Source organism: Streptomyces sp. MS19 (genome assembly GCF_047200595.1).
Taxonomy (GTDB): Bacteria; Actinomycetota; Actinomycetes; order Streptomycetales; family Streptomycetaceae; genus Streptomyces.
The window spans coordinates 207,232-225,821 of sequence record NZ_JBJZOH010000007.1; the positions used below are offsets into that span (position 1 = coordinate 207,232).

An 18,590-nucleotide genomic window follows, 5' to 3' on the forward strand; every position below is an offset into this window, starting at 1 on the left:
ACCCTGGGTGACCAGCGGCACGATGGAGTTGAATGGGCCCGCGCGCCCCTGCCGGGCGCCCACTCTCCTGTGCATGGGGGTATACAGGTGACCACTCCATCCGGCCTCTCCCCTGCCCAGGGCGCCGCGCCCCTCCTGCCCGCGCTGCTCGACGGGCTGGACAGCGCCCTCTTCGCCCTGGACACCACGGGCCGCGTCACCCACTGGAACCGCCAGGCCGAACGGCTCCTCGGCTGGCCACGCGACGACGCGGTCGGCCGCCCGGGGCTCGGCGGCTGGGCCGTGCGCGACTGCGACACGACCGACGTCCACAACCGCCTCGCCTCCGCCGCGCGGCAGCAGCCGGGCGTACGCGTACCGCAGGAGTTCCCGCTGCTGCGGCAGGACGGCGTCCGGCTGCTCGTACGGGGCAGCGCCGTCGCCTACACCGACGCCGACGGCCGCCCGGCCGGTGTCTGGTGCGCCTTCGGCGAGGCGCGCGCCCGGCAGGGCGCGGAGCGCGACGCGGCCCTCGCCGCCGCGCTGCTCGGCGACTCCCCCTGGGCCGTCCTCGTCGTCGATCCGGACCTGCGCACGGTCTCCGTGAACGCGCGCGCCTGCGCCGCCCTCGGCCTCCCCGCCGCCGACCTCCTGGGCGAACCCGTCGCCGAGTCCTTCCGCGGCGGCGTCGAGGAGCTGGGCAGCGCGCTGGAGCACGCCCTCGCCGGGCAGGCCCCGGACGGCCCGGTGGACCTCTGGCTGACCCCCAGGGACGCGGACGAGGACGCGTTCGCGGACCCCGTGCACGCCGCGGGCGGACTCGGTGAGCCCCCGCGCCGCTGCTTGCAGAGCGGCTTCCTGCGACTGGCCGCGACCGGTGGGCGCGGCGAGGGGTCCGCGCCGCTCGGCGTCGCGTGGCTCTTCGAGGACGTCACACGGTCACGGCAGGGCTCCCAGGAGGCGGCCCGCAGGCGGTTCCGCGACAGCCAGCTGGCCCGTGCGGCACGGGCGGCGGCCGAGTGCGCCGACCCGCTGGAGGCGGCCGTGCTGCACCTGCACTTCGCCCTCACCGGCTTCGCCGAGCACGCGCTGCTCGACGTACGGGCGCCCGCGACGGGCGCGCTGGTGCGGACGGCGGAGGTGCCGGGCGCGTTCGGGGCGCCCGCGTCCGCGACACGGGGCGTGCCCGTGCGGTACAGGCCGGGGCATCCGGCGCCGCAGGCGTTGGACGGCGGCGTGCCGGTGCGGGCGACGGGCGGTCTGGGCCGTTCCGGCTGGGCGGTGGACCACCGCTGGCCGAAGGACGCGGAGCACGCGCTGTGCGTGGTGCTGCGCAGCGGGGGCCGGAGCCTGGGTGTGGTGACGTTCCTGCGGGCGGGTGGGCGGCGGCCCTTCGGGCGGGACGACGTGGCGTTCGGTGAGGACGTGGCGCTGCGGGTGGCGGCCGCCGTGGACCTGTCGTTGCGCGGCGGGGGTGCGTGAGGCGCGCCGCCCGTACGGGGGCCCGGGGCCGGGGCCGTGCGGACGGCGCGTACCGCCTTGCGGGGTGCTCGGCGCCGCCAGGGTCGGCGCCGCCAGAGTCAGCGCCGCCAGAGAATCTGGTCGGCGTGGTCGGTGTAGACCTTCTCGTTCCACTCCTTGCCGCCGTCGACGTTGGCGGACCGCAGCAGCGGCGGTTCGGTACCGGCCGCCGCGAGCAGGCCGGCGGCCTCCGCGACGACGGCCTGGAGCAGCGCGCTCGTGACGACCGTGGAGGCGGGCGCGAACGGGGCGCCGATGCCGTCGTGGGTCAGCGTCGTGTCGCCCAGCGGGATGCCGCTGTCGAGGACGACGTCGCAGTGGTCCTTGAGGAAGGTTCCGGACGGGTGGCGCGAGGCCGTACGCTCGGCGTAGCCGACCGAGGTCACGCCGATGACGGTGAGACCCCGCTCCCTGGCGTGCTGGGCCATCTCGACGGGAAGGACGTTCCGTCCGGACAGCGAGATGACGACGAGGAGGTCGCCCTGTCCGGCGGGACTGGTGTCCAGGACGGCCGTGGCGAGCCCCGGGACGTGTTCGAGTGCGCTGCCCAGGGTGGCGGGGCTGGCGTCGACCCCTGTGGCGCCGGGGACGCCGAGGAGGTTGACGACGGCGAGGCCGCCGGCGCGGTAGACGAGGTCCTGGGCGGGCAGGGCCGAGTGCCCCGCGCCGTGGACGAAGATCCGGCCGCCCGCCGCCACCGTGGCGGCGATCCGGTCGGCGGCTTGGGAGATACGGTCCTTCTCCTGCTCGCGGACGCGGTTCAGCAGACCGATGGCGGCGTCGAAGAACTGGTCGGCGAGCGTGCCGGCGCTGTCGCTCATGAGTGGTGGGTCCCCTTCCGCCCATCCGCAGGTGGCGCCGGTCCGCTCGGGGCGGTCCGGCCGGGCCTCACCGTAAAGGTCTGGACCAGCGGGAAACAAGATCCCCGTGTCCGCGGGCGTCCGTACGAGGGCGTTCCGGAACGGGAACGGTTGTCGGTGGTGTGCGTCAGAATTGGACCAGGGCCACCGCACGAGATATCGAGGGGCGCTTTATGTCCGGACTCATCGACACCACCGAGATGTACCTCCGCACCATTCTGGAGCTGGAGGAGGAGGGGGTGGTACCGATGCGGGCCCGCATCGCCGAGCGGCTCGAACAGAGCGGCCCGACGGTGAGCCAGACGGTGGCCCGCATGGAGCGTGACGGTCTGCTGACCATCGCGGGGGACCGCCACCTGGAGCTGACGGGGGAGGGGCGGCGGCTGGCGCAGCGCGTCATGCGCAAGCACCGGCTCGCCGAGTGTCTGCTCGTCGACGTCATCGGGCTCGAATGGGAGCACGTCCACGCCGAGGCGTGCCGCTGGGAGCACGTGATGAGCGAGGCCGTCGAACGGCGCGTCCTCGAACTGCTGAACCACCCGACCGAGTCCCCGTACGGCAACCCCATCCCGGGCCTCGCCGAGCTGGGCGAGAAGAACGCCGCCGACCCGTTCCTCGTGGAGGGCATGGTCGCGCTGTCCGACCTCGACGCGGCGGACGGGAAGACGGTGGTCGTCCGGCGGATCGGGGAGCCGATCCAGACGGACGCGCAGGTGATGCAGACGCTGCGGCGGGCGGGAGTGCAGCCGGGGGCGTCGGTCAGCGTGTCCGCCGGTCTTGGCGGCTCGGTGCAGGTCGGCAGCGGCGGGGAGGCGGCCGAGCTGGAGCCGTCCGTCGCGATGCACGTCTTCGTCGCCAAGGGCTGAACCGGCCGCCGGGCAGGTCCGGCGCCCTGTCCCGTCACTGCCCGCGGGCGAGATACTGCGGGCGAGGCCGCCCCGGGGCCCCGAGCTCTCCGGGGTGGCCTCTGCCCTGTGGGATGTCTCCCCGGTGCAGCGGGGGTCAACCCTGAGTGGCCGTCACCCGAACGGGGCTTCTTTCCGCCATACCCGCACCTCAGAGCGTGAATAATCTGCTTGTCATCTCTACGAGCTGTCTATGGGAGCGGCGGCCCGGAGGCAGCGCGGGAGCAGGGGGAAGCCCCGTCCCGGTGCCGTACGGTGAACCCGGCGCCGATGGGGACCTGCTGGAGCGCGTGCACGACCTCCACGCCCCCGGCGACCAACCGTTCGAGATACGGCCGCACATCGTCCTGCGCCCGGTGGGCGACCCGGGCGTGCTGCTGCTCACCCAGACCTGACCCCGCCGTCCCCAGGGCCGGACGTCAGCGTGTGCCGAGCCAGTCCAGGGAGGCCCCGCCCGCGCCCCCCGGGGCGCCGACCAGGCCGAGGAACGCGTCCTGCAACGACGCCGCGTCCCCGCGCACCTCCGCGAGCGGCCCCGCGGCGCGCACCGTGCCCGCCACGAGCACCGCCACCCAGTCGCACAGCGACTCCACCAGCTCCATCACATGGCTGGAGAACACCACCGTCGCCCCCGAGGCGGTGTACCGCTCCAGCACCCCCCGGATCGTCTGCGCCGACACCGGGTCCACGCCCTCGAACGGCTCGTCCAGCACCAGCACCCGCGGGTTGTGCAGCAGCGCCGCCGCGAGCCCGATCTTCTTGCGCATGCCGGTGGAGTACTCGCTGATCAGCCGGTTCTGCGCGGGGGACAGCGCGAGGACGTCGAGCAGCTCGTCGCCCCGCCGCCCGGCCTCGGCGGCGGGCAGCCCCCGCAGCCGCCCCAGGTACGTCAGCGTCTCCCGGCCCGTCAGCCGCTCGTAGAGCCGCAGCCCCTCGGGCAGCACCCCGATCCGCGCCTTGGCGGCGGCCGGGTCGCGCCACACGTCGACACCGGCGATCTCCACAGCGCCCTCGTCCGGGCGGAGCAGCCCGGTGACCATCGACAGCGTCGTCGTCTTGCCCGCTCCGTTGGGCCCCACCAGGCCGACGAACCGCCCCGCGGGCAGGTCCAGGTCGATCCCGGCGACCGCGACCCGCTGCCCGAAGCGCTTCCACAGGCCGCGTACACGCACCGCGTACCGCTCGTCCTGTATGCCGTCCACCCTGTCCGCAGCGCTGTCCACGCCGCCACTGTAAGCCGAACGCCCCGCCGCGCCGCGGCCCGCACGTCAGCGCTCGTCCTGCCCGCACGCGTAGGCCAGCGCGGGCACCAGCTCCTCCACCTCGGGCAGCCAGCGGTTGGCCGGCGTGGGGTGCCGCGCCCACTGCACGGACCCCCCGCGCGTGCCCACCCGCGTCGGCGCCGCGGCCACGTAGTCGCCCTCACCCCGCGCCGTCATCGCCCCCGCCACGGGTGCCCAGCCCGTCTGCCGCAGCAGACCCGGCAGCCGCGCCGCCCCGCCGGGCCTGACGAAGAACTGCATCCGGCCGAACGGCGTCACCGCCACCGGCCCCAGGGACGCCCCCGTACGCTCCATCCGCGCCAGCGCCAGACAGCCCGCCGCCTCCGGCAGCTCGACCACGTCGAGCGTCCGCCCCGTGGGCAGCAGCAGCGCCGCGCGCGGCTCCTCCGTCCACAGCCGCCGCGCCGTGGACGCGCTGCCCGTGGCCTGCACGGTCCAGTCCGGGCGGGTGGGGTGCGCGCCAGGCGCCCCGCACCCGGGGACGGCGCACGAGCAGCGCAGCACGCCCCCGCCGTCCTCAAGCCAGGTGCCGGGGAAGACGTCCCAGTGCCGCTCCCCGGTGTAGCGCATCGCGTGCTCCACGAGTGAAGCGGCGCGCTGGGGAGGGATCTTGGCGACGGGCGAGACGGTGACGGGGGCCGGGGCAACTCCGGTGCTCTTCTCCACGCCGGACTCAACTCGACTGCTCCGCATGGGTTACGGCCCGGCGCGCACCGGTGTGCGCGCCGGGGTCACGCACGCGGGGCGCACCGGTGCACCCAGGGTGCATACCGGATGGAGCCGGAGGCTGACGGGCAGTGATGACGGGGGATCGTCCCCGGGCACATCAGCGAGGAGCAGCCGACATGACCGCGAGACCACTGATCGCCCGCCAGCCGAACGAACGGCTGCTGTCCCTCATCCGGGAGGCCGCCTGTTCGAACGCGGGGCTCGCCCGCCGTGTCAACATGTGCGCGGCCGAGCGCGGGCTCGACTTCCGGTACGACAAGACCTCCGTCGCGCGCTGGATCCGCGGGCAGCAGCCGCGCGGCCGGGCGCCCGAGGTCATCGCCGAGGCGCTGGGCCGCAAGCTGGGCCGCGCGGTGACCGCCGACGACATCGGCATGGGCGCGTCACGCCAGCTCACCGCCGCGGTCGGGCTGCACTTCGCGGCCGGGCTCGCCGAGGGCGTCGAGCAGGCCGCCGAGCTGTGGCGCTCGGACGTGGCGCGGCGCGAGGCGGGCGAGACGTCCGGCGCGCCGAGCCCGTACGGCCCCGGTGGCGCCCAGGTGGCGCCCGCCGCGCTGGTCGAGCCGAGCCGCGACTGGCTGATCACCCCGGCGGACGCGGAGGTGGCGCGCGCGTCAGGGCCGCGCGTCGGCAGCGCGGACGTCGCGGCGGTGACGGCGACCACCACCGCGCTGGTGGACCTCGACCGCCGCTGGGGCTCGGGCCACGTGCGGCCCCTGGTGGTCCACTACCTGGACACGGTCGTCGCCGGGCTGCTCGGCGGCTCGTACCGTGACGCGGTGGGCCGCGAGCTCTTCGGCGCCGCCGCCCGGCTCACCGAGCTGGCCGGGTACATGGCGATCGACACCGGCCTGCCGGGGCTGGCGCAGCGCTACTACATCCAGGCGCTGCGGCTCGCCCAGGCGGCGGGCGACCGCGGCTTCGGCGGCTACGTGCTGGCGGCCGGGATGAGCCACCTGGCGGCCGAACTGGGCAATCCCCGCGAGGTGATCCAGCTCGCACGCGCCGCCCAGGAGGGCGCGCGCGGCCGGGTCACGCCCAGGGCCGAGGCGCTGTTCCTCGCCGCCGAGGCGCGCGGCTACGCCCAGCTCGGCGACGAGGAGGGCAGCCGCCGCACGGCGGGCGCCGCCGTCACCGCGCTGGAACGGGCAGGCGCGGAAGGGGCGGAAGGCGGGTCGGACGGGTCGGGCGACGACCCGGCGTGGGTGCGGCACTTCGACTCCGCCTACCTGGCGGACGAACTGGCCCACTGCCACCGCGACCTCGGCCAGGGCCGCGCCGCGCAGCAGCGCGCCGCCGAGGCGCTCGCCGCGCATCCGCACGGCCGCGCGCGCCGCCGGGCCATAGGACTGCTCATCATGGCCACGGGGCAGTTGCAGGAGGGTGATCTGGAACACGCCTGCCACACCGCCGACGAGGCGGGGACGCTGCTCGACGGTCTGCGGTCGCGGCGCGGCGCCGCGTACTTCGCGGACTTCAGGGCACGTCTGGAGCCGCACCGGAGCCAGCCGAGGGTCCGCGAGTTCGCCGCGCGGTGGCAGACGGCCTGAAGGGCGGCGGGACTTGGCGGCGGGCGGGCGGCGCGCCGCCGTCGCCGCCGAGCCGGTACCGTGACGTTCCGGTGCACGGCCAGCAGCGATCGAGGAGCCCGGGTGACTACCCACAACGGAGCGGATGACGAGCCCCGCGAGGGAGTAATACTGCCGTCCGGGGGTGGTGACGCCTGGCCTCCGCAGGGTGGTGGGCAGGGCCCCGCCGCGCCGCCGTCGTCCGGTACCCCGTGGGGCCGGCCCTGGGGGCCGGAGGCGCAGCACGCCCAGGGTGACGACCGTCCCGCGCTCCCGGACTCCACGAGCCCGGCGCCCGCCGCCCTGCCCCCGCAGGCGACACCGCCGCGGCCCTCCGTGCCCCCGGACTCCGCCGACGCGGCGCCCACGCAGATGATCCCCCCGATCCGCGACGACGCCGCGCCCCCCGTTCCCGGTGAGCGCGACACCGAGACGACGACGCAGATCCGCGCCGTCCCGCACCGCGCCGCGTCCGGCCGGCACACCCCCCGGCCAGGCCAGCACAACCAGCACAACCAGGGCGCGCAGGACGACGAGGGCGCCACGCAGATGATCCCGCCCGTACGGGACGACGCCGCGCCCACGCAGATGATCCCGCCCATCGCCGCAGGCGACCCCGAGGCGACGACCCAGCTGCGCGCCGTCCGCCCCGGCCACACACCCCCCGCCGCGGGCCACCCCCAGGAACCGCCGCGCCCCCACGAGCCCCAGTACCCGCAGAACCCCCAGGCGCAGAACGGTGCCTGGTCCCCGCAGCAGCCCGCACCCCAGGGCCCGCCCGGCGCCTTCGACAACCTCTTCCGCTCCGCCTCCGAGCCCCCCGGCCCGCCAGGACCCGGCGGCCCCCCGTACCCGTACGACGATGACGACGAGCCGCGCCGTTCCCCCAAGGTCCTCGTCGCGGTCGCCGTGATCGTGGCGCTGGCCGTCGTCGGCCTCGCCGCGGGCGCGTTGCTCGGCGGCGGTGACGACGGCGGCGGCAACCAGGCCGCCCCCAGCGGCAGCGAGTCCGCCGACCCGTCCGCCGAGCCGTCGGGCGACGCCCCCGCCGAGGGCGAGGAGGGCGGCGACGACGCGGAGGGCGGCGACGAGGAGCCCACCGAGGAGGCGGACGACGCCGAGGCCCGCGCCCAGGCCACCGCGCTGTCCGACCTGCTGGCGCAGAGCAACAGCAGCCGCGACGCCGTCATTAGGTCCGTCGAGAACATCCGCGGCTGCCGCCAACTGGGGGCCGCCACCACCGACCTGCGCGCCGCCCGCGACCAGCGCAACAACCTCGTCACCCAGCTCCAGGCCCTCGACATCGGCGCGCTGGAGAACGGCGCCGAGCTGTCCCAGGCCCTCACCGAGGCCTGGCAGGCGTCCGCCGAGGCCGACGAGCACTACGCGGTCTGGGCCGAGGAGGCGCGGACGAACCCGCAGGTCTGCCAGGGCGGCACCGCCCAGCACACCGACCGCGCCAACCAGGGCGACGCCGCCAGCGGCCGCGCCACCGAGGCCAAGCAGCGCGCCGCCGGCCTGTGGAACCCGCTGGCCTCCGGCTACGGCCTCCCCGAGCGGGAGCCGAGCGCACTGTGACCGAGAGCCCCGTACGATCGGGACCCGTGCACACGCAAAGTCAGGAGAAGTCTTCCCGCCACGCCCGCCGTTCCCCCACCATGGCAGGCATGCCGCTCAACGACATGCCGTGGTGGCGCTGGCGGGCCAACGTGCGCTCGGCGCTGCATATGCTCTCCGACCCCGCCTTCCACCAGGAGCACTGGGTCCCCGCCACCCCCGGGTACGGTGACGTGACCGACGCCGTATACCGGCTGGTCGAGGACACGTGGCTGGACAACTGGTCGGCCGAGAAGTACATCGGCACGGTCTTCCGGGACACCCAGGAGGCCGCGCTGGTGGACGTCGCCGTGCTGCGGGTGCTGCGGATCATGCACCAGGTCGGCGCCGACGCCCCCGCGACCGCCTACCTGCGGCACCACGGCTGGCCCGAGGCCGTACGCGCCGCGCGGGAGGCGCACGTACGGCTGGCCGCCGCCGACGGTGACGACCCGGACGTGCCGCCGCGCTCCCTGGACGACCTGGCCGCCGCCCTGCGCTCCGCGTGAGCACGGGTGCGGCGCGCCGCCCGACTGTGCCAGGGTAGGGGGCATGAGTCCCGCGACCGCCGAGCCGGCCGAGCGTTCCGGCCAGTACGTCCTGACGCTGTCGTGCCCCGACAAACCGGGCATCGTGCACGGCGTCTCCAGCTTCCTGTTCATGACCGGCTGCAACATCGAGGACAGCCAGCAGTTCGGCGACCGGGACACCGGACTCTTTTTTATGCGCGTCCTCTTCTCCGCCACCGAGCCGGTCACGCTGGAGAAGCTGCGCGCGAGCTTCGCGGCGGTCGGCGACACGTTCCGCATGGACTGGCAGCTGCACGCGGCGGCCGAGCGGATGCGCGTTCTGATCATGGTGAGCCGCTTCGGGCACTGCCTGAACGACCTGCTGTTCCGCTCCCGGCTCGGCGCGCTGCCGGTCGAGGTCGTCGGCGTCGTCTCGAACCACACGGACTTCGCCGAGCTGTCCGCGTCCTACGGCATCCCCTTCCACCACCTCCCCGTCACGCCCGACACGAAGGCGGAGGCGGAGGCGCGGCTGCTGGAGATCGTGGACGACGAACGGGTCGAACTGGTCGTCCTCGCGCGCTACATGCAGGTCATCTCGGACGACCTGTGCAAGCGCCTGCCCGGCCGGATCATCAACATCCACCACTCCTTCCTCCCCAGCTTCAAGGGCGCCAGGCCGTACCACCAGGCGCACGCCCGGGGCGTGAAGCTGATCGGCGCGACCGCGCACTACGTCACGGCGGAGCTGGACGAGGGCCCGATCATCGAGCAGGAGGTGCAACGGGTCGGGCACGGCCTCACGCCCCAGCAGCTCGTCGCGGCCGGGCGCGACGTGGAGTGCCAGGCGCTCGCCCGCGCGGTGAAGTGGCACAGCGAGCGGCGCGTGCTGCTCAACGGGACGCGGACCGTCGTCTTCGCCTGACGCGGGAGGCCGGCCGGGCGCTCACAGCCGCGACAGTTCGGCGGCGGCGCACAGCACGTCCCGTATGACGTCCGCGTCGCCGTACCCGCCCGCCGCCACCTCGTCCGGCGCGACACGTCCCGCCGCGAGCTGGCAGAACACCACGTCGTCCAGCGCCACGCGGGCTACCGGCTTGTCGTCCCACGTCGCGGCCACCGCGGCGTCCGGCATGTCCACGGGGACGAACCAGTCCCCGCCGCCCGCGCCTTCCACCTCCAGGTGCAGCGCGCGCCCCGGCGTACCGGCCGGGGCGAGCCGCGCGGGCGAGGCGGCGTCGCCCGCCCTGCGGCGGCGCGCGATGCGGCCCGGCAGCCGCCGCGCCGCCAGGTCGACGAACCGCCGCAGGTGTGGGCCGTCCGGCGCGCCGTACGGGTAGTCCACCGCCTCAGCTATGTCCCGCGCGTGCGTCCAGCAGGCGAACGCGCGGCTCACGTACGCGTCCGGCAGCGCGCGGTCACCGTCCCCGCCGTCCTCCCGCCCGGCTGCCGCGCGCACCAGCGCCCGTATCTGCTCCCGCCAGGGCCCGCGCGCGTCCGGCCCCGGCGCGGCCCACCGGGCGGCGGTGCGCTCCGCCGGGTCGAGCGGCGGCTCGCCGCCCGGCCAGGGCAGCGGGTCGGGCAGGCCCGCCAGCCGCGCCAGCAGCCCGTCCACGGCGAACAGGTGGTCGAGCACACCGGCGGCCGTCGTCACCGTGCCGTGCCGCCGCCCGCCCTCGTACCAGCGCAGTTCGACCGGGGTGTCCCACTCGTGCTCGTCCATGTCGTCGAGCAGCGCGTCGAGCCTGGCGGCCTCGGCGTCCAGCGGCGCCGCCCAGCCGGGCAGCGGCAGCGCGGCGGGCCGCCGCGCCAGGCAGCCCGCCAGCACCCGGCCGCGCAGCCCCGGGTCCATGTCCAGGCCGCGCGGCGGCTCCAGCAGCGTCACGGCGTCGGAGAACCGCAGGGCCTCCGCCGCGCAGGACCGGCACGTCCCCAGGTGCGCCTCGACGCGTGCCGACTCCCCCGGCGCGCAGGCGCCGAGGGCCCAGGCGCCGAGCAGGGCCGCCACCTCCTGGTGGCTGTCCGGCTCCTCGTCCGGGCGGGCGGCGCCGCGGGGGAGTGGGGACATCGGCTCGCTCGCCTTCCGCTGCCGGGGTGTGGTGAGGGGCGGGTGCCCGGTCCCGCCACGCGGTCCGCCGGGGCCGCCGGGGCGCGCGGTCACCGTACGGCCCCGCCCGCCGCGTCGGGGTCGTACCGGGACGCCGAGGACAGCAGCTGGAGGCCGAGGCGCAGCCGGCGCCGTGTCTCCGCCTCGGTGATGCCGAGGCGCCGCGCGGTCTCGCGGCAGTCGTGGCGGCGGAAGCGGGTGAGGCGCAGGGCCTCGTGCAGCGGCGCGGGCATGGAGGCGACGATGTAGTCGGCGCGGGCGGCCGTGGAGGCGTTGCGGATGCGGTCGGCCACCTCTTCGGGGGTGCCGGGGCCGGGCCGGTCGCGCAGCCGGGCGACGGCGAGCCGGTGCGTGGCGTCGGCGATCCACGTGCGCAGCGGCCCGTGCGCCGGGTCGAAGCGGTCGGGGCGCTCCCAGAGGCGGGCGAACACCTCGCGCGTCACCTCGCCCGCCGCCTCCTCGTCGCCGCCGAGGATGCGCTGCGCGATGCCGTACGCGAGGGTGGCGAAGCGGTCGTACAGCTCGGACAGGGCGGCGGCGTCGCCGTCCCCGAGGCGGCGGCGTATGTCGCGGTCCCACTGTGGTGGCGTCAGGTGCGCCATCCGGCTCTCCACTTCCGTCCGCCCGGCGGGCCGTGCTCGGCCCCGTGCGTGCGTCAAATGTAGTGCGGCTGCCCCGTCGCGCGCGCCCCCACGTGAGGATCCGGACGGCGGGACCCGGTGAGGGGGGCGGGACGGGGGAGAACGGGGAGAAGACGAGCGGAACGTGGCGCTTTCCGTCATCCCGTGCCCGGACGTGGTGGCCGGATGGCCGGATCGTTGCGCGGACGGTACGGCGGCGTACGCGTGGCCGCACGAGAAGTGGGCAGGCCGCACATAGAGTGGGCCCGGCACGGGCCCCCGGTCCGTGACCGTGGCATAACACAGAAGGGCCCGACTCTCGTGACGTTGACCGTGCAGGGGGAGCAGCGGGGGGAGTGGACCGTGCTGCGCGTCGCGGGCGAACTGGACCTCGCGACCTCGCCGCTCGTGCGCCAGCACGTGCACGAGGCGGTGGCGGAGGGCCGCAGACTGCTGGTACTCGACCTGTCCGACGTGCTGTTCTGCGATTCGAGCGGCGTCGGCGTGCTGGTCGCGGCCCGGCGGCTGATGCGTTCGTGCGGCGGCGAGCTGCGGCTGATCCTGCCCGCCAGGGGCGCGGAGGACGGCAGCCATGTGAACCGCGTGCTGGCCGCCCTCGGCGTGCGCCGCCTCTTCGACTGCTATCCCGACCTCGCCTCGGCGGCGGCCGGACAGCGCCTGACGGCCTGATCCGCCCGCCCCGCCGCGCCGTTCGCACACAGGCGCGGCTCCTTACTCCTTTGCGCCGGAATATGCCGGAAGCGCTTGTTGTCCGAGTCCGCCGTCAATCATGCTGGGCGGAGCCGAGGTTGCGCCTCGGTGAGTGGCGAGATGTCCGCCGGTTCGGATGGTGTGAACGGTGCAGGAGCTGGAAGAGCAGTTGGAGGTCGCCCCCGAGCCCTCGGAGGTGGGCCGCGCCCGCCGGTGGGTGCGCGCGCAGCTGGGCCGCGGGCAGCCCTGCCCGGCCTGCCCGGACGACGCGCGGACGGACACCCTGGTGCTGCTGGTGTCCGAGCTGGTGACCAACGCGGTGGTCCACACCGGGCGTCCGGCGGTGCTGCGGCTCGCGGTGCGCGAACCGGAGTCCGTACGGCTCGAAGTGGTGGACGAGGGCGCACGCGCGCCCCGTCCGCGCCGGGCGCGGGGCGAGGACACCGGCGGGCGGGGCCTCGAACTGGTCGAGGTCCTGGCGGACCGCTGGGGCTGGCAGCCCGAGGGCGGCGGCAAACGCGTGTGGTGCGAACTCGACTGCCCGCACGCGGCGGAATCCGGCCAGGTATTGACGAGTCGTGGTGGCTTGATGACTCTGAGAAGTGTTCCGCCCAGGTCCGTGGAGGCCGGATCGGGCGGAGCGGGGTGATGCGTCGCGAGGGGACGCCGAGGACCGCCGGGCGACCGGGGGGCGCCTCGGCGAGTGCGGATCGCCCCCGCGGGTCCCTTCCACTCGACGGGAGGGGCCCGTTCTCCCTCGACCGCCTGTCGGCCGCCCGTCAGCCGCCCGTCAGCCGCGCGCCTTCGCGGCCGCGGCGACCGCCGCGGCGATCTTCGGAGCGTCCCTCGCCAGTTCGCGCAGCATGCCGCTGAGGGGATTCGTGTAGCCGGTGAAGTAGAGCCCCGGCGCGGTCGGATGGGTCTGGCGGCCGTGCACCAGCGGGCGTCCCCGCCCGTCGAGCAGCCCCAGGTGGCCGACCAGCGGTTCGAGCCCGCGCCGGTAGCCGGTGGCGGCGACGACCACCTCGGGGGTGATGGCCGTCCCGTCCGCGAGCCGTACCTCGGGGCCGTCGAACGACTCGACCGCGCCCACCGGTTCGACCTTCCCGCGCTTCACCGCGCGGACGAGCCCCGCGTCCTGCACCGGGATGGCGCCCTCGCGCACCCGCGAGTAGAGGCCGGTCGCGGGGCGCGGCAGCCCGTAGCGCGTCAGGTCGGGGAGGCTGCGCTCGACGGGCCGCGCCAGCCGGTCCACGAGCCGGACGGGCAGGCGGCGGCACAGGATGCCGCTCGCCTGCGCGGGCCAGCCGAGGGTGGAGCGCCGCAGGATGTGCGGCGGGGTGCGCACCGCGAGGCGTACGCGTCCCGCGCCGCCTTCTGCGAGGTCGGCGGCTATCTCGGCGCCGGTGTTGCCGACGCCGACGACGAGCACGTCCCGCCCGGCGTACGGGCTCGGCTCGCGGTAGCGGGAGGCGTGCAGCAGTTCGCCGGTGAACGCGTCGCGACCGGGCCAGTCCGGCAGCCAGGGCGTGTGGTTGTGGCCGGTGGCGACGACGACGGCGCTCGCCCGCAGCCTGCGCCCGGCCGTCGCCTCCAGCAGCCAGCCGCCGTCCGGCTCCCGTTCCGGCTCCCTGACGACGCGGAAGACCTCGACGCCCGTGGCCAGGTCGAGGCGGTGGTGGCGCGCGTAGACCTCCAGGTAGCGCACGAAGTCGTCGCGCCGCACCCAGCGTCCGGCGGAGCGCGGGATGGGCAGGCCGGGCAGCGCGGAGCCGCGGCGCGTGGTGTGCAGGCGCAGGCGGTCGTAGTGCCCGCGCCAGGAGGCGCCGACGTCGCCGGACTTCTCCACCAGGACGGTGCGGATGCCCCGTCCGGCCAGGGCGGCGGCGGTGGCGAGACCGCCCGGCCCCGCTCCGATGACATGGACAGGTGCGGTCGGCGTCGGCATGTGCCGAGCATACGCAGGGCGTGGTGAGCGCCGCCCCGTGCCCGCCGGGGAAGTGGCGGGCGCGGAGCGGCGGTTGGGGTTGCGCGGCGACGGCGGGGCGCCGTCCCGGGGACAGGGACCGGGCGGCGGTGCCCGGCGCGCTACTTGGCGGCGGGCCTGCGGCCGGTGACCCCGAGATGGACGAGCGACGTCAGCGCCGGTTTCAGGTCGGCCTGCTTGGCGCCGAGCGCCTGGAGACTCTTGGGCTGTGCCGAGACGGCGGCGAGCATCGTCACGAGGGAGCCCGCGAGTGCGGCGGGGGAGGTGTCCGCCTCACCGCCGCGGCTGCGGCTGCGCAGCTCGTCGATGGTGTCGGCGAGCGGCTTCACGATGGCGCCCTGCACGCGCGTCCTGATGCGGACGAAGCGCCGGTCGCCCTCGGCCGCGCCGAGGTCGATCACCCGGAGGATGGCGTCGTGTTTGCGCCAGAAGGCGAGGAAGCCGTCGACCAGCTCCTCGGCCGTCTGGCGGCCCGCGCGACCGGCCCAGGAGCGTCCGGTGACCAGCTCGGAGAGCGCCGCGCTCTCCCGCGCGGTCGTCTCGGCCAGCTCCAGGACGGCGGCCTCCACATCCGGGAAATACTGGTAGAAAGTGGCCGGTGACGTGCCCGCTTTGCGTGCTACGTCGATGACTTTCACGTCGCGGTAGGGCGAGGCGCCCAGCATCCTGCCGAGGCAGTCGAGCAGTTTCTGCCGTGTGGCCTGACCCCGGCGGCCGGCGACCCGGCCGTCAACGGTCGTTACCTGTCCTGTCATGCCAGTCAGCTTATCTACGCGTGATCTCGGCGCGATTTGATCGCATCCGAATGGGGAATCCTTACCGACCGGGCCGGACATCTGCCAACACTCCGCCCAAGCCGGACCCCGGGTTCGCCACGGTCGGTCCCGGCAGGAAGAATCGTCCCGGAGCCCGCAGCTTTCCGGTGGCGGATGAGATGCTGCACAGGGCGGGGAAGCAGCGCCCTAACGGGGAGGTGCAGGAGCAGTGGAGCAGCTGACGCAGCACGATCCGCGACGGATCGGGCCGTTCGAGGTGCTCGGCCGGCTGGGCGCCGGGGGGATGGGGCTCGTCTTTCTGGCCAGGTCCGCTTCGGGGCGCCGGGTCGCGATCAAGACGGTGCGCAGCGAGCTGGCCGAGGACCAGCTGTTCCGGGTGCGCTTCACGCGTGAGGTGGAGGCCGCGCGCGCGGTCAGCGGCTTCTACACGGCCGCCGTCGTGGACGCCGACCCGGGCGCGGCCGTGCCGTGGCTCGCCACCGCGTACGTTCCCGCGCCGTCGCTTGAGGAGATCGTCGCCGAGTGCGGGCCGCTGCCCGCGCAGGCCGTGCGCTGGCTGGCCGCCGGGATCGCCGAGGCGCTCCAGTCGATCCACGGCGCCGGGCTCGTCCACCGCGACCTGAAGCCGTCGAACGTGCTGGTCGTCGAGGACGGGCCGCGCGTCATCGACTTCGGTATCGCGTCCGGCGTCTCCAACACCCGGCTGACCATGACGAACGTCGCGGTCGGCACCCCCGCGTACATGTCGCCCGAGCAGGCGCGCGACTCCCGCAGCGTCAGCGGCGCCAGCGACGTCTTCTCCCTCGCGTCCACCATGGTCTTCGCCGCCACGGGCCACCCGCCCTACCGGGGCGCGAACCCGGTGGAGACCGTCTTCATGCTGCTGCGGGAACGGCCCGACCTGACCGGGCTGCCGGACGAGCTGCGGCCCCTCATCGAGTCGCTGATGGAGCACAAGGCGGAGGACCGGCCGACCCCTGCGGAGTTGCAGGCCGAGCTTGCCCCGCACCTCTTCGCCGCGAGCGACGACAGCGGCACGGCGTCGGCGTGGCTGCCGAGCGGCGCGGTGGAGATGATCGAGCGGCGCCGTGGCGGTGTCCCGCGCCTCCTGCCCGAGCAGTCGGGGCGGACGCGGGAGCGGCCCGAGGCGCGCAAGGCGAAGCAGGGGCCGCCCGCGCCCGCGCCCGTGGCGTCGTCCCCGCCTCCCCCGCCCGCCGTGCCCGCCCCGGCCCCGGACGCCCGGCCGCTGCCGCCGCCCTCGTCGCCGCCGTACACGGGGGGTGCCGCGGGCCGGGCGACGCCGGGCCGGGTGGCGCAGCCCGCCGCCGACGTGCTCCCGCCGCCCACCGGCGACCCGGTGCGGCTGCCCGGCGCGCGCGTGCCGATCGGCCCCGGGCCGCAGCGGGGCGAGCCGTCCGGGCCGGGCGACCACCTGGTGCCGCACTCGCCGGACTGGGCGAGACCGCCGGCCGGCGCGCCGGTGGCGGCCGTGCCGCATTCCGGTGGCGCGCGCTCCGGGCAGGCCGCGCCGGGCCGGCAGGTCGCCCCGTCGCGCTGGCGGCCGTGGCGTTTCCGCATGAACCACGAGCTGTGGGGTTCCCCGACCGTGCGCGGCGGCCTGCTGTACGTCACGTCGCACGAGGTGCACGCCCTGGACGTGGCCAGCGGGCGCAGGCAGTTCAAGACGCGGGAGCCCGCCTGGGCGCTGGCGGTGACGGGCGGCCGGGTCCTCGCCTCGGACGGCGCGGCGCTGTACGCGCTGGACGCCACGGACGGCTCGGACCGCTGGCGCATCCCGGCGGAGGGCTGGATCTACGGGCTGCGCGCCGACCGGGGGACGCTCGTCACGGCCACGCGCGGCGGCGGTGTGCAGGCGTGGGAGTCGGCGAACGGCGAGCGGCTGTGGGAGCTGTCCGGCGTGCAGACCGACTTCGAGTCGCCGGACACGGCGCCGGTCGTGCACGGCGGGACGGTCTACGTGTGGGGCGAGGGCCTGCTGTACGCGCTGGAGGCGCGCACGGGTGCCGAGCTGTGGCGCCATCCGGTCGGGGACGTGTCGGCGACCGGCGGTGTGCCGGTGCGGATCGCGCCGGCGGACGACGGCGCGGTGTACGTGAGCGCCGGGTCGCGGGTCCTCGGGCTCGACGCGGCGACGGGCGCGGAGCGGTGGCGCTTCGACGCGCCGGCGGCCATCCTCAGCCCGCCGACGTACGAGTCCGCGCGCAGCCGGGCGGCGGGTGTCTACTTCGCGGACTACCTGGGGACGGTCTACGCGCTCGATGTCGCGACGGGCGACGACCGGTGGCGCATCGCCACGGAGACGCGGCAGACGGCCGAGCCGGTCGTGGTGGCGGACGGCCTGGTGCACCTGGGCAGTGGCGCGGCGATGTACACGCTGGACGCGGTCAGCGGCACGCCGCGCTGGCGGTTCGCGGCGGGGGAGGCGATCGTCGGCTCGCCGGTGGTCAGGGACGGGCGGCTGCACTTCGGGTCGGCCGATCACTGCCTCTACACGCTGGACGCGGTGAGCGGCCGGCTCAGCTGGAAGCTGGAGACCGGCGGCGAGATCACCGGGACACCCGCGGCGGCGGACGGCATGGTCTTCGCGTGCAGCAAGGACCACTGTGTGTACGCGCTGGACGCGGCGCGGGGCACCCGCCAGTCCTGAGCGGCCCTCATCACTCGAACGGGTGGATAACGCTCTGTGCCCTTCCCTGTCGCCATTCGGTCACTTAGAGTCACGGAGTGGGTGGCGGGCGTGACTCTCCCGCCACGGTGACCGACAAGGGGGGAGGCGGCATGCGGGCGTCACGAGGACCGGCGTGGACAGGACTTCACCGGCGGGTGCGCCGGGCCGGGGTGGTGGTACGCGGATCACCACGCCGCACGCTCTCCGACGGCGTCCTGGCGACGGCCGGCGGCGCCGCGGGAGTGCCCGCGGCCGTGCCGGCCCGGGATCTCGCAAGCCCGTCCGCCGCCGCGCGTCCGCCGGTGCTCCGGCGTCACCTGGGTCGTGTCGTTCGGATCGTGGCGGATCGGCCCGCGTTGTCGGACGCCGTGCGTCGCAAGGCACCGGATCGCCACGCGTACCGGGCGTACCCGGGCGATGCGGTGATGCGGCGAGGTGCGGTGACCGGCGGCGCGCGCCAGGAGAGATCTGAACGACACGGCCTGGTGGCGGCGTTCGTCGGGCGTGGCAGGGGACGGGCGGTGCCAGGCGGGGAAGGCCACGGCCTGCCGGATGGCGGTGGCGGCCCGGTTACCGCCCGGAGTTCCGGCGGCCGGTCCGACCCGCTCGCGGAGCCGCCGTCCCGGCTCCGGCGCGGCGGTGGAACGGGGCGGCACCGGGAGGTGGCACGGTCGGGGTGCGTCGGACGGGCCGGGGCGTCGCGCCGCCCGCACGGGCGGACGCATGGCCGCCTTCAGGCGGCGGTGATGT

17 protein-coding genes are annotated in these 18,590 nt (G+C 75.6%); 10 read left to right on the forward strand and 7 right to left on the reverse strand.

All coding sequences use genetic code 11. The features are described from left to right. Window positions 1-87: 87 nt before the first annotated feature. Window positions 88-1,461 carry a PAS domain-containing protein gene (locus tag ACL02R_RS10620; protein WP_412796597.1) on the forward strand — a complete coding sequence of 458 codons (1,374 nt, stop codon included), beginning with the start codon at window positions 88-90 and terminating at the stop codon, window positions 1,459-1,461. A 98-nt stretch (window positions 1,462-1,559) separates the two neighbouring features. Here the strand turns inward: ACL02R_RS10620 and ACL02R_RS10625 are convergent, their stop codons facing one another. Further along, the gene (locus ACL02R_RS10625; RefSeq protein WP_412796598.1) at window positions 1,560-2,321 is read right to left on the reverse strand and encodes an SIS domain-containing protein; all 762 of its coding nucleotides are present in this window, start codon (window positions 2,319-2,321) and stop codon (window positions 1,560-1,562) included. A gap of 212 nt (window positions 2,322-2,533) precedes the next feature. Between ACL02R_RS10625 and ACL02R_RS10630 the strand changes: the two genes are divergently transcribed. After that, entirely contained in the window at window positions 2,534-3,226 is a 693-nt protein-coding gene (locus ACL02R_RS10630) for a metal-dependent transcriptional regulator (RefSeq protein WP_362963840.1), read from the forward strand. Window positions 3,227-3,510: 284 nt separating this feature from the next. Beyond that, window positions 3,511-3,660, forward strand: coding sequence for a hypothetical protein (locus ACL02R_RS10635; protein ID WP_412796599.1), 150 nt, complete (start codon window positions 3,511-3,513; stop codon window positions 3,658-3,660). A 24-nt stretch (window positions 3,661-3,684) separates the two neighbouring features. On the opposite strand, the gene ACL02R_RS10640 is transcribed toward ACL02R_RS10635, so the two are convergent. Beyond that, window positions 3,685-4,488, reverse strand: a complete 804-nt coding sequence (locus tag ACL02R_RS10640) for an ABC transporter ATP-binding protein (protein WP_412796600.1) — start codon at window positions 4,486-4,488, stop codon at window positions 3,685-3,687. Window positions 4,489-4,533: 45 nt separating this feature from the next. After that, the gene (locus ACL02R_RS10645; protein ID WP_412796601.1) at window positions 4,534-5,241 is read right to left on the reverse strand and encodes a bifunctional DNA primase/polymerase; all 708 of its coding nucleotides are present in this window, start codon (window positions 5,239-5,241) and stop codon (window positions 4,534-4,536) included. A gap of 152 nt (window positions 5,242-5,393) precedes the next feature. Here ACL02R_RS10645 and ACL02R_RS10650 point away from each other — a divergent pair, with 152 nt between their 5' ends. From ACL02R_RS10650 to purU, 4 genes are all read left to right on the forward strand, one after another. Then, entirely contained in the window at window positions 5,394-6,827 is a 1,434-nt protein-coding gene (locus tag ACL02R_RS10650; protein ID WP_412796602.1) for a transcriptional regulator, read from the forward strand. A gap of 354 nt (window positions 6,828-7,181) precedes the next feature. Continuing rightward, window positions 7,182-8,423, forward strand: coding sequence for a hypothetical protein (locus tag ACL02R_RS10655; protein WP_412796603.1), 1,242 nt, complete (start codon window positions 7,182-7,184; stop codon window positions 8,421-8,423). An 80-nt stretch (window positions 8,424-8,503) separates the two neighbouring features. Further along, the gene (locus ACL02R_RS10660) at window positions 8,504-8,950 is read left to right on the forward strand and encodes an SCO4402 family protein (protein ID WP_412796624.1); all 447 of its coding nucleotides are present in this window, start codon (window positions 8,504-8,506) and stop codon (window positions 8,948-8,950) included. A 43-nt stretch (window positions 8,951-8,993) separates the two neighbouring features. After that, a complete protein-coding gene (gene purU, locus ACL02R_RS10665; protein ID WP_412796604.1) occupies window positions 8,994-9,875 on the forward strand; it encodes a formyltetrahydrofolate deformylase in 882 nt (293 codons plus the stop codon). A gap of 21 nt (window positions 9,876-9,896) precedes the next feature. On the opposite strand, the gene ACL02R_RS10670 is transcribed toward purU, so the two are convergent. Next, window positions 9,897-11,018, reverse strand: a complete 1,122-nt coding sequence (locus tag ACL02R_RS10670) for a zf-HC2 domain-containing protein (protein ID WP_412796605.1) — start codon at window positions 11,016-11,018, stop codon at window positions 9,897-9,899. A gap of 89 nt (window positions 11,019-11,107) precedes the next feature. Next, window positions 11,108-11,659, reverse strand: coding sequence for an RNA polymerase sigma factor (locus tag ACL02R_RS10675; RefSeq protein WP_412796606.1), 552 nt, complete (start codon window positions 11,657-11,659; stop codon window positions 11,108-11,110). A gap of 339 nt (window positions 11,660-11,998) precedes the next feature. Here ACL02R_RS10675 and ACL02R_RS10680 point away from each other — a divergent pair, with 339 nt between their 5' ends. Further along, on the forward strand, window positions 11,999-12,367 hold the full coding sequence (locus tag ACL02R_RS10680) for an STAS domain-containing protein (protein WP_362963861.1): 369 nt from the start codon (window positions 11,999-12,001) through the stop codon (window positions 12,365-12,367). 169 nt (window positions 12,368-12,536) lie between these two features. Next, window positions 12,537-13,037, forward strand: coding sequence for an ATP-binding protein (locus tag ACL02R_RS10685; protein WP_412796607.1), 501 nt, complete (start codon window positions 12,537-12,539; stop codon window positions 13,035-13,037). 141 nt (window positions 13,038-13,178) lie between these two features. Here ACL02R_RS10685 and ACL02R_RS10690 read toward each other — a convergent pair whose 3' ends face one another. After that, entirely contained in the window at window positions 13,179-14,336 is a 1,158-nt protein-coding gene (locus ACL02R_RS10690) for a flavin-containing monooxygenase (RefSeq protein ID WP_412796608.1), read from the reverse strand. A gap of 140 nt (window positions 14,337-14,476) precedes the next feature. Next, window positions 14,477-15,130 (reverse strand): TetR family transcriptional regulator, encoded by a 654-nt coding sequence (locus tag ACL02R_RS10695; RefSeq protein WP_412796609.1) that lies wholly within the window; start codon window positions 15,128-15,130, stop codon window positions 14,477-14,479. A gap of 229 nt (window positions 15,131-15,359) precedes the next feature. Between ACL02R_RS10695 and ACL02R_RS10700 the strand changes: the two genes are divergently transcribed. Then, window positions 15,360-17,819, forward strand: a complete 2,460-nt coding sequence (locus ACL02R_RS10700) for a PQQ-binding-like beta-propeller repeat protein (RefSeq protein WP_412796610.1) — start codon at window positions 15,360-15,362, stop codon at window positions 17,817-17,819. Window positions 17,820-18,590: the final 771 nt, after the last annotated feature.